Source organism: Domibacillus sp. A3M-37 (genome assembly GCF_024213455.1).
Taxonomy (GTDB): Bacteria; Bacillota; Bacilli; order Bacillales; family Domibacillaceae; genus Domibacillus; species Domibacillus tundrae.
Window position 1 is genome coordinate 1 of record NZ_JANAVL010000038.1, and the last position, 11,613, is coordinate 11,613.

Sequence of the window (11,613 nt, forward strand, 5' to 3'; positions counted from 1 at the left end):
GTTAAGCTCTTCAGCGCCGATGGTAGTTGGGGGTTTCCCCCTGTGAGAGCAGGACGCCGCCAGGCAAACTAAAAGAATAGCGGAAGCTGGTCTTTTTTTATTTATGAATGATCTTCCATGAGAAGAAAATTGATTTTTGGAAAACCTAAAAGGAAAGACGAAAGAGCTACCCGCGAACGTCTTTTCTTATATAAATAAACACCGCCTGAATGAAATTTCAGGCGGTGTTTTGTATTTGAATTGCTGCTTCCTATTTCAGAATTGGAGAATTAAGCCTTCTTAAAGCTGTATGATCCTTTTCGCTAAAGTTTTCATTTAAGCTTCTTCTCCTATGTTAAAAGCTTGGTTTTTTAAAACCGATATTTTTCTTCTGATTTATTGCGTACCTCAAGCGCTTCGCTTCGTAAAACAGCACACAATTAAGCGGTCGGACGAAACAGAAACATGCAGCAAACGAGTAATGCCATCGTTATTCAGCCATTTGAAGCTGAAACTAGCGAAAATGTCCGACCAAGAAAACAATATCTATTTAAAACAAAACATTATTATAAACCCTACGTATCCGATGACGTTTTACCAACGTTTTAAATCTCTCATTTCGTCAACCATCGGCGAGGATTAATCGCTCATAAGCAAGATGTACGGCGTTTACAAGGCGCATTCTACGCGGCTGACTAATTCTTCGATAAACACGATGTGGAAGACATCGCTATAACCGCTTTACAAACCGCTGTAAAGCGCACCAAAACGAAGCGTATCCGCAATTTGCCTGGATTTTTTAACGACTCATTGAGTAATATGCTGGATCGTTATGTCATCGAAGAAAGCGAGCGTGCACTGTTGGAAGAAGCGTAAACCTAAACAAACGTTCACCCGGTCAGCCATACGAAAACTTTTTTGCGGGAAATTCGATGAAAGTATTAAAATACGGAAAATCTGCCGCTAAAATGGTTTATGTCATTAAGGTGATTGAGTTTTCGTAGAGGGGACTCGTTGGCGAATCGCTGAAATGGCGCATAAAAAAAAGCCACGGGGGTTCCGTAGCAATCAGAGAGATGTGCGAGTGATGAAAGCCCGCCTGTTAAATTTTACCCGCCGCGGAGGAACCGCAAACCGTCCATAAAAAAACCGGGAATGATATTTCTCTGTCAGTAGTAAGGACGGCCATATCGGCGTGGATAACCTGGGTCTACGACGACGTTTCTTGTAATGGGCTGATAAATATGCCGTGGGACGTTGACGATGTGCTGCCGGTTGACGTGCACAATCGGATGGATATAAGGGACCTCACGGGGAATGTAGGAATCATGGTACACACACCGCGGTGGGCATACTATCGGTCTCGGACAACGCATGAAAAATCACCTCCTATTCTGATAAATAAAGGCATCACCTTTTTAAAAAATGATGCCTGATCCGTGAAGAGAATATTAGCAATAACCGCCGTAACCACCAGCAAACGATGCGCCAATAATAATTAAAAGAATGAACAGAACGACCACTAATGCAAAGCCGCGGCCGTGTCCACCGTATCCTGCTACTGCACTCATTAATTTTCCACCTCCTTAACAAAAGGTAGTGAAGCCATTAATATAAATCAATGTCTTTTAATTGACCTATTCTAAAGGAGCGCCATTACTAAGCGATTGAGAACTCCGGGGGGAATTCGCTGTAATGGCGCCGGATCATTTAAATTAGCAGCCGTGGTGCAGTGTAGCACCGATGATGATTAAAAGAATGAACAATACTACGATCAGCGCAAAGCCTCCGTGACCGTGTTTAGGTTTACAGCACTGTCCGTAACCGCCATAACCGCCCATATCATTTCACCTCCGTTTACAGAAAGATAGCGATGCAATTATATAAATCAATGTCTCTAACATCTTTTAATTGATCTATAATAATTGGATCTATCTTGTAAGATATGAACAGAGAAACGTATTGGCTTAAGCCTTTGCCTCTATTGATAATCTTTTTTTTTGTGAAAGAAGTTAGTAAGTTGACTCATTTCATCAGCGTTGTGAGGGTCGGACCTCGACGGTGAAAAAGGCGGGGGTGCGTCATTTTTCCGCAAATGTTGTTAAATCTGGGCGTTGTTGGCCGCTTCGTTTATGTACGATTTTATGCAGGCGTTTGGCTGTCCGCTGGGGATCGACTTACTCGCAGTAGTTAGCGCCAGTAATCGCCACAACCGCAGTCATACCAACGGTTAAGCCCGCATTGTATAAACGGTAGCACTCGCTTAATAAATCGCTTGTATTCAGCATTGAACACGGGCATGGAAATTCCCAGTCAAATGATTATTCTTCTGTCGCCTACTGGTACCAGCGGGAGCCTCACAAAAAATTTCCTGACATACTCCCGGTAGAAAAAAGGCTTCCTATTTCTGAACGGGAAAGTGCGAGACGGTTTTATCGGACATTATAATGGTATGTTTCAGTGAATAAAAAAAGCTGACATATGAAAGGAGCCACTTTTAGAATTTAGAAAAACGACTTTTAAAATCTTCAATTTTTCATCAATTGAAATGAGTAATCCTTGCTTATTTTATCCTTACAATGAGACAATACAGAAAAAGATAGTGATTTAAGGACGTGTAACGATTGAAACCGAAAATAAAAGATGTAGCGAAACTAGCCGGGGTATCGCCTACAACCGTATCCCGTGTTCTCAATAATCGCGGGTATTTAAGTCAGGAAGTACGCGAAAAAGTAGCCAAGGCAATGAAAGAATTAAATTATATTCCAAACGATTTGGCCCGCTCCCTTTTCACGCAGCGAACCAACCTAATTGGCTTTATTTTCCCCACGACCGCTAATCCATTTTACGGAGAGCTTATCTTTCATATGGAAAATTTGTGCTTTGAACGGGGGTATAGAGTGCTTCTCTGCAATAGCTCCAGTCAGCCTGAAAAGGAAGAGCAGTATGTGGAAATGCTGCTTCGCAATCAGGTGGATGGCATTATTAGCGGTGCACACAACTTGGGGATTAAAGCGTATCAGCATTCGCTTCCAATCGTCGCTATAGACCGATATTTATCTGAGACAATTCCCGTTGTATCAAGCGATAATTATCAAGGCGGCCGCCTGGCAACGGAGCTTCTTATCTGGAAAAAATGTAAGCGGATTATTCATATTAACGGTACAAGGGAAATGGCAAGCCCTGCGAATAAGCGAAGAGATGCGTATGAGGATGTGATGAAAGAAAACGGGAGGGAATTCATTACCTATGAAATTCCGGTCATGGGTCCGGCAGAAAAAATAATCAGCCAGTTATTTGATGAGCAGCTGGACGTAGACGGCATTTTTGCGAGTGATGATCACATTGCTTCACGGATAATAGCGGAAGCCAGAAGAAGAAATATAATCGTACCGGAACAGTTAAAAGTCATCGGATATGACGGGACAAGTTTTGTTCGGTCTATTTTTCCAGAATTAACGACAATTCAACAGCCAATCGTATCCATAGCGGAAAAAGCCGTTGATTTATTGATAGAAGAAATCGAAGGGACGTATGAAAAAGATTCTGAAAAAGAATTTGTATTTCCTGTTCAGCTTATTGAAGGCAGTAGCACGTGAAAAAAGCAAACGTTCTGTTGGTTTGAAAAATGATTTTTAGCGGGTCATGTAGAACATTTATCAAAACCTCACTTTACATAAGAAAGGGCTGTCTCAAAATGCGAGACAGTTCTTTTTTTGCTTTTTTTTTTAAAACTGCCGTAGGCAAAAATCCATCAATTATTGTAAAAGAATCTTTTAGGTGCAAAATAATTTTTTTTGCGTCATCCGGTTGACACATGAAACCGGATGACATATAATCTGATTTATAGAAAGCGCTTTATTAATGGAGAGGAAGGGAAAAGATATGACGCAAACACAAATAAAAGATGTTTATTATACTGAAACCTATCGTCCGCAGTTTCACTATTCACCGGAAGCAAACTGGCTGAATGATCCAAATGGGATGGTGTATTACAACGGGGAATATCATTTGTTTTATCAATACCATCCGAATGGAACCACCTGGGGGCCAATGCACTGGGGGCATGCAGTTTCAAGCGACCTCGTGTCCTGGGAGCATTTGCCGATTGCCCTTAAGCCGGATTCAATAGGGGCCATTTTCTCTGGCAGCGCCGTAGTAGATTGGCAGGATGCAACTGGCTTTTTTAATGGAGGTAGCGGGTTGGTAGCCATTTTCACGCATGCGGGCACATATCCGGATTCCGATCGTTCAAAACAAGTGCAAAGCATCGCGTACAGTAAAGACAATGGAAGAACGTGGGATCTTTATGAAGGGAATCCTGTCTTAAGCGATGAATCACAGCTAGACTTCCGGGACCCAAAAGTGTTCTGGCATACAGAAACGAATCGATGGGTGATGGTGCTCGCAACCGGGCAGACGATCAGCATCTATTCATCGCCTGATTTAAAGGAATGGACGTTTGCGAGTGAATTTGGCGAAAATCAAGGATTTCATGAAGGCGTATGGGAATGCCCAGATTTGTTCCAGCTTCCGGTTGATGGAGACGAATCAGCAAGCAAATGGGTGCTGCTTGTCAGCGTAGGAGATAACGCTGATTTTGTGGAAGGATCGAGAACGCAATATTTTATTGGTGAATTTGACGGAACCACATTTAGAAATGAAAATTCAGAGGATACAACGTTATGGCTTGATTATGGCAGAGATAACTATGCTGGGGTCAGCTGGTCGGATATCCCGCAGTCAGACAGCAGAAGAATGTACATTGGCTGGATGAGCAACTGGAAATACGCGAACCTGACACCTTCGGAAAAGTGGCGAGGGGCCATGACACTTCCACGAACATTGTCGCTTGCATCAGGCAAACGGGGAATACGGCTTATTCAGTCGCCGGTGGAGGAACTAAAAGCACTCCGTTCTCAAAGCATTTTGTTAAAAGAAAATGAAGTCATAGAGAAAAAAGAAGTAGTGTACACACCGGACACAAATTCATATGAATTGGAAGCGGAATTTCAACTAGGCGACGCCTCATCATTTGGATTTTCATTATGCACTTCCTCCAACGAAAAAACGATTGTCGGATATGATGTGAAAAGCGAGAAGCTCTTTCTAGACCGTACCGCTTCCGGGCAGAGCGATTTTCATCAAGACTTCGCAGCCAAGCATAATGCTGTCCTTTCATCCAAACATGGTAAAGTAAAGCTGCAGATTTTCGTTGACTGGTCATCAGTGGAAGTATTTGCGAACGACGGGGAAGTGGCCATGACCGATTTGATTTTTCCAGACAGAGACAGCCGTGCTATCGAACTGTTTGCCAAAAACGGACAGGTAGAACTCGTCTCACTTACCGTGCATCCATTAAAAAAAATCTGGAAGTAAAGACGGGCAGCTCGTTTTTTTAACCGAAAAATGAAACCGGTTGACATATCCGCGGGTTATTGAAAAAACGAGCTAAACGAATAGAGGAGGGAGAAAGATGGAACACACGTCTACCATTGCAAAGTCGGCAAAAAAAGAGCGTCAGACAGTCCTGCAATATGTCAGGCAAAATTATTTGCTCTACTTATTTTTGCTGCCAGCGGTGCTGTTAACCTTAATTTTTAAATATGTGCCGATGTATGGGGCACTAATCGCCTTTAAAGATTTCAGTCCGATGAAAGGGATTTGGGGAAGTGACTGGGTTGGGTTTGAGCACTTCCAAAGCTTCCTGACGTCACCAAACTTTTATGACATTTTTATGAATACATTAAAGCTGAGCTTTTACGGCTTGGTTTTAGGATTCCCAATTCCTATTTTATTAGCGCTTATGCTCAATCAAATCAGGCGCCAGCGCGTAAAGAAAAACCTTCAGCTCGTTTTATACGCGCCGAATTTCATTTCAGTCGTTGTCATTACGGGGATGCTTTTTATCTTTTTATCACCAAACGGCATGGTGAATACACTCATTACCTTGATTATGGACAAGCCGGTCTCCTTTATGACGGAGCCTGAATATTTCCGGTCTGTGTATATTTTGTCTGGCATCTGGCAGGCAGCTGGCTGGTCCTCGATTATTTATGTAGCGGCACTGTCCAATGTGGATCCGCAGCTTCATGATGCGGCGACGATTGACGGAGCATCGCTGCTGCAGCGAATTTGGCACATCGATCTTCCGACGTTAAAACCGGTTATGGCTGTTTTGTTTATTCTGGCAGCCGGGGGCATCATGGCGATCGGATTTGAAAAAGCCTATTTGATGCAGACAGATATGAATATCCCATCTTCAGAAATTCTTCCGACTTACGTGTACAAAGTGGGTCTTCAAGCCGGGGATTATGCGTATTCAACCGCCATAGGCCTGTTTAACTCTGTGATTAACTTAATTTTGCTTGTGTTTGTGAACTTTGTCGTGAAACGGCTAAATGAAGGTGAAGGTCTTTACTAAAGGAGGGTTCAGAATGAATTTTCACCATACCAAGTCCGACCGGGCGCTGCTGTTTGCGAATAAAATCATGCTTGTGTTATTTACACTTATTATTTTAATTCCGCTTCTCTATATTTTGCTGGCATCTTTTTTAGATCCAAACGTGCTGCTCCAGAAAGGGCTGGCATTAAGCGCTTCTGACTGGACACTGGAAGGGTATCGGCGGATTTTTCAAAATGATGCCATTGTCAGAGGCTTTTTTAACGCTTTTCTTTACTCAGCCGTCTTTGCGTTAGTGACGGTTGCGACATCCATATTGGCGGCGTATCCGCTTGCCATTGATGGATTTAAAGGGAAACAAATTTTTATGGTGTTCTTTCTGATCACCATGTTTTTCAATGGCGGACTCATTCCAACCTACCTCGTTATCAAGGATCTTGGCATGCTGAACACCATTTGGGCGATTGTTCTTCCTGGGGCGGTTAGTGTTTTTAACATTATTTTAGCGAGAACGTATTTTAAATCGATTCCAAAAGAACTGTTCGAAGCGGCCCGCATTGACGGCGCATCGGATCTGCATATTTTCTTTAAAATTGTTGTGCCGCTGGCGAAGCCGATTATTCTTGTTCTTGCTTTATATGCGTTTGTTGGCCAGTGGAATTCCTACTTTGATGCGATGATTTACTTGGAAGATCCGGCGATGCATCCGCTTCAGCTTGTTCTTCGTTCCATACTGATTCAAAATGAAGTGCAGCCAGGCATGATCAGTGATCAGCTCGCCATGGCGGAACTGAAAAAAGTGTCAGAGATGATTAAATATTCATCGATTATTATTTCAAGTCTGCCGCTTCTTATTATGTATCCGTTTTTCCAGAAATATTTTGAAAAAGGAGCCATGGTTGGTTCTATTAAATAAGAAAAGTGAGGGATTGGGATGAAAAAAGTATATAAAGTAATGTCAGCGCTATCGATTTCAGCGGTATTGTTAGCAGCTTGTAGCGGGGGAAGCAGCAGTTCAACAGAGGCATTGGATCTTGAAAATATTGAATTTCCATTAAAAGAAAAAGCCACATTGAAATTTATGACACAAAGCTCGCCTCTTGCACCAGAAGATCCGAATGAAAAACTGATTTATCAGCGCCTTGAAAAGCAGACAGGTGTGCACATTGACTGGAAAAACTACACGAATGACTCCTTTATTGAAAAGCGGAACCTGGCGGTGGCGAGCGGGGATTTGCCGGATGCTATTATGGATGCGGCCTACAGCGATTACGATCTGCTGCAGCTGGCTGATGACGAGGCGATCATTCCGGTAGAAGACTTGATTGAAGAGCATATGCCTAATCTTCAAAAAGTACTTGAGCAGGCACCGGAGTATCGGGCTATGATTACAGCGCCGGACGGCCATATTTATTCGTTCCCATGGATTGAAGAGCTTGGTTCTGGCAAAGAAAGTATTCACTCTGTTGATACATTTCCATGGATTAATCAGGAATGGCTGAAAAATCTCGGGCTGGATATGCCGAAAACAACGGAAGAGCTAAAGAAAGTATTAATTGCGTTTAAAACACAGGATCCAAACGGAAACGGCAAGGCAGATGAAATTCCAATGTCCTTTATTATTAATAAAGGCGGAGAAGATTTAGCATTTTTATTCGGTTCATTTGGACTCGGCGACAACTGGGATCATACCGTCGTAACCAATGATGGAAAAGTGACGTTTACAGCGGACCAGGACGGCTACAAAGAAGCCATGAAATTCTTTAATGAGCTGTATAAAGAAGGGTTAATTGACGAGGAAGCATTTGAACAGGACTTTAACACGTATTTGTCAAAAGGAAAAGAGGATCGCTACGGGCTTTACTTTACATGGGACAAAGCAAATATTACGGGCATGAATGAAAAATACCAGTTAATGAATCCACTTGCAGGTCCAAGCGGTGAAACCAATGTGGCCCGTACAAACGGGATGGGTCTTGACCGTGGCCGGATGGTCATCACAAGCGCGAACCAAAATGTTGAGCTGACAGCGAAATGGATTGACCAACTGTATGACCCAATTCAGTCTGTTCAAAACAACTGGGGAACTTATGGGGATGACAAACAGCAAAACATTTTTGAGTATGATGAAGCAGCTAATACGCTGAAGCATCTTCCTCTTGAAGGGTCCGCACCAGCAGAGTTAAGACAGAAAACGAATATCGGCGGACCGCTGGCGATACTGGATGAATATTACGGAAAATTCACAACCAAGCCGGAAGATGCGGCATGGAGACTTGGGCTGATGAAAGATGTTATGGTTCCGCACATGAAGGCTGATAACATTTATCCGAAAGTATTCTTCTCATTAGAAGAATTAGACAAGCTGTCAAAAATTGAAGCCGACTTGTTTGCCTACGTTCACCGGAAGCGCGCCGAGTGGATTAAAACAGGAAAAGTAGAAGAAGAGTGGTCGGAATATTTGGCTGAACTCGACCGTCTTGGCCTAAAAACATGGCTTGAAATTAAACAAGATGGCTATGACCGAAATGCAGCAAGTACGGAATAATAAGGCATGAATGTAAAAAAGGGACGGGTCCACAAGCTCGTTTCCTTTTTTATTTAAATAAAAGGGGGTTTATAATGAAGCCGAAAATAAAAGATGTGGCCAAGCGGGCTGGTGTATCGCCTACAACGGTATCCCGCGTGCTGAACAATCGGGGATATCTAAGTGAAAAAACACGCCTGAAAGTGGATCAGGCGATGACCGAACTGAACTACATACCAAATGACGTGGCTCGTTCACTTTATACAAAAAAAACCAACCTGATTGGATTTGTTTTTCCATCAACGGCGAATGCATTTTACGGAGAATTGATCGCGCGTATGGAAAATATCTGTTTTGAGTTAGGGTATAAGGTACTTCTTTGTAACAGTTCCAACCAGCCTGAAAAAGAAGAATCATATGTGGCGATGCTGCTGGGGAATCAAGTAGATGGTATTATCAGCGGGGCGCACAATCGCGGCATTAAAGATTACCAGCGTTCCAACTTACCGGTTGTTGCTATTGATCGTTACTTGTCCGACAGCATTCCGGTTGTCTCGAGTGATAATTATCAGGGCGGTCGGCATGCAACTGAACTGCTCATTCAGAAAAATTGTAAATCGATTATTCACATAAATGGTCCAAAAGAATTGGAAACCCCGGGAAACAAACGCAGGTACGCCTATGAAGATGTAATGAAAGAAAACGGAATGCCGTTTAAAACATACGAAACGCCTGTGACAGCCCAAGAACAGCAAGTTGTTTCAGTCATTAGCCGCCTTTTTAATGAAAATCCTGATATGGATGGCGTTTTTGCGAGTGATGACCAACTCGCTGCCCGCGTACTGACAGAGGCGAAACGGCGAAAAATAGCTGTACCAGAACAATTAAAGGTAGTCGGATATGACGGTACTGAAACGATGCGGACCATTCTGCCAGAATTAACAACGATTCAGCAGCCGCTGGATGTCATTGCTGAAAAAGCCGTTCATACACTTATTCAAGAAATCGAAGGACAGTATGAACTGGTTGATACCAAGGAATTTGTTTTTCCAATAAAGCTGATTGAAGGAACGACAACATAAAGAGAAGAGGTACAAAAATGGCAAAAGTATTTTGTTTAGGTGAGGCATTAATTGACTTTATTCCAGTTCAAAAAAATACATCTTTAAAAAATGTAGCCGGTTTTGAGAGGGTAGCCGGCGGCGCTCCGATGAATGTAGCCATTGCAGTCGCAAAATACGGTGGGAAAGCAGTGATGATTACGAAAATGGCAAATGATCATTTTGGAGATCACCTTATGGATATCCTTCAAGAACATCATGTCGACACGTCACACATTGTACGCAGTGATGAAGGAGAAACAGGATTAGCTTTCGTTTCAGTGGACCAGACAGGTGAAAGAAGTTTTACGTTTTATCGGAAAAATGCGGCCGATTTATTGCTTAGAAAAGAAGAGGTAGATGAAAAATGGTTTCAGGCAGGGGATATCCTTCACTTTTGCTCGGTGAACTTAATTCATAAAGAAATCCAAAAGACACATCAAAAAGCGATAAACAGCTGCCGTGAAAATGGTGGAATCATCAGCTTTGATCCCAATGTACGCCTGCCGCTTTGGCCAGAGGAGGAAAGCTGCCGCCAAGCTATTAAAGAATTTTTACCGATGGCAGATCTGTTAAAAATCTCTGATGAAGAACTCTTTTTTATCACAGGAATTGAGGAAGAAGATAAAGCCATTGCTTCTTTATTCAACGGATATGTAAAAGCTGTCCTTTTCACAAAAGGGAAAGATGGGGCTTCTGTTTATTTAAAAAACGGGGAGCGATTTGATGATCCGGGCTTTAAAGTGGCAGTTGCGGATACAACAGGCGCTGGCGATGCGTTTATTGGCGGTTTTTTGGCAGAGCTCATACAGCTGAGCGTGAATAGCGGACAACTAATTTCAACGATTAGCGAACATCATGAAAAGCTACTTGCCTTTGCGAATGCAAGTGGGGCACTAACTGCTTCTGTTAAAGGAGCGATTCATGCAGCACCCGCTAAAAAGCATGTAATAAATTTGATTTCGATGCAACGGGCTTTGGATTGTCAACACTAAATCAGGCAACTTTTTAAGGGACAATCGTTTATACTCAATTAGACTTGCGTAGCCTAGTGTTCCATTCGAAGTTGGCTTGCTTAGCATATTGTCAATAAATCAAGTTTTAAATTGTCATTGAAAAAGTATACTCTCTCTAAATAAAAAAGAGGTGGAGTGGATCGTCTACATGGATTGTCAACATTAAATCAGGCAACTTCTTTAAGAGACAATCGTTTATATTCAATTGGCCTTTTTTGAAATATCGTGTATTGCTTTATTTTTAAAATGGACAAAAGGAGGGAACTTCATAAAAAAGCCTATTTGTACACCATGCAACGGAAAGGGCTGCCATCATTGTAATTGGAATGGCCACTGCAAGAAGTAATACGCAGAAAAGCAACTAAGCAGATTCCTAAACAAAGAAATTGATATGCCTCTTTTTAAAAGAATATGAACCTATAGCCTTTTGACATGAATTTATCTATCAGATTTTACCGAAAGAGTACCCCACTTCAATCATGTGATGGGCGAAGACCAATGATAAGTGGCGGGGTGAATTTCGGTTTGCGAAGCAAACGCTTTTGTTCTTAGTTCCAAATTTGGTAAAATAACACTTAATAATATTGA

At 42.3% G+C, this 11,613-nt stretch carries 11 protein-coding genes; 8 read left to right on the forward strand and 3 right to left on the reverse strand.

Annotated features, from left to right (window positions below; genetic code table 11):
• Positions 1 to 696: 696 nt before the first annotated feature.
• Positions 697 to 855, forward strand: a complete 159-nt coding sequence (locus tag NLX67_RS21670; protein WP_254313479.1) for a hypothetical protein — start codon at positions 697 to 699, stop codon at positions 853 to 855.
• A 293-nt stretch (positions 856 to 1,148) separates the two neighbouring features.
• Here NLX67_RS21670 and NLX67_RS21675 read toward each other — a convergent pair whose 3' ends face one another.
• The 3 genes from NLX67_RS21675 to NLX67_RS21685 all read right to left on the reverse strand — a co-directional run bounded on the left by NLX67_RS21675 (position 1,149) and on the right by NLX67_RS21685 (position 1,820).
• On the reverse strand, positions 1,149 to 1,355 hold the full coding sequence (locus tag NLX67_RS21675; protein WP_254313480.1) for a hypothetical protein: 207 nt from the start codon (positions 1,353 to 1,355) through the stop codon (positions 1,149 to 1,151).
• Between the two features lie 75 nt (positions 1,356 to 1,430).
• A complete protein-coding gene (locus tag NLX67_RS21680; RefSeq protein WP_254313481.1) occupies positions 1,431 to 1,550 on the reverse strand; it encodes a YjcZ family sporulation protein in 120 nt (39 codons plus the stop codon).
• Between the two features lie 144 nt (positions 1,551 to 1,694).
• Positions 1,695 to 1,820, reverse strand: a complete 126-nt coding sequence (locus NLX67_RS21685; protein ID WP_254313482.1) for a YjcZ family sporulation protein — start codon at positions 1,818 to 1,820, stop codon at positions 1,695 to 1,697.
• A gap of 783 nt (positions 1,821 to 2,603) precedes the next feature.
• On the opposite strand from NLX67_RS21685, the gene NLX67_RS21695 reads away from it, so the two are divergent.
• From NLX67_RS21695 to NLX67_RS21725, 7 genes are all read left to right on the forward strand, one after another.
• A complete protein-coding gene (locus tag NLX67_RS21695; RefSeq protein ID WP_254313483.1) occupies positions 2,604 to 3,578 on the forward strand; it encodes a LacI family DNA-binding transcriptional regulator in 975 nt (324 codons plus the stop codon).
• A gap of 286 nt (positions 3,579 to 3,864) precedes the next feature.
• Positions 3,865 to 5,358: a glycoside hydrolase family 32 protein gene (locus NLX67_RS21700; RefSeq protein WP_254313484.1), complete on the forward strand. Its 1,494-nt coding sequence runs from the start codon at positions 3,865 to 3,867 to the stop codon at positions 5,356 to 5,358.
• 97 nt (positions 5,359 to 5,455) lie between these two features.
• Entirely contained in the window at positions 5,456 to 6,403 is a 948-nt protein-coding gene (locus NLX67_RS21705; protein ID WP_254313485.1) for an ABC transporter permease, read from the forward strand.
• 13 nt (positions 6,404 to 6,416) lie between these two features.
• On the forward strand, positions 6,417 to 7,298 hold the full coding sequence (locus NLX67_RS21710; RefSeq protein ID WP_254313486.1) for a carbohydrate ABC transporter permease: 882 nt from the start codon (positions 6,417 to 6,419) through the stop codon (positions 7,296 to 7,298).
• Positions 7,299 to 7,316: 18 nt separating this feature from the next.
• Positions 7,317 to 8,930 (forward strand): ABC transporter substrate-binding protein, encoded by a 1,614-nt coding sequence (locus NLX67_RS21715; protein WP_254313487.1) that lies wholly within the window; start codon positions 7,317 to 7,319, stop codon positions 8,928 to 8,930.
• Between the two features lie 74 nt (positions 8,931 to 9,004).
• A complete protein-coding gene (locus NLX67_RS21720) occupies positions 9,005 to 9,991 on the forward strand; it encodes a LacI family DNA-binding transcriptional regulator (RefSeq protein ID WP_254313488.1) in 987 nt (328 codons plus the stop codon).
• A 17-nt stretch (positions 9,992 to 10,008) separates the two neighbouring features.
• Complete coding sequence (locus NLX67_RS21725) at positions 10,009 to 11,004, forward strand: carbohydrate kinase family protein (protein ID WP_254313489.1); 996 nt, start codon at positions 10,009 to 10,011, stop codon at positions 11,002 to 11,004.
• The last annotated feature ends 609 nt before the right edge of the window (positions 11,005 to 11,613 follow it).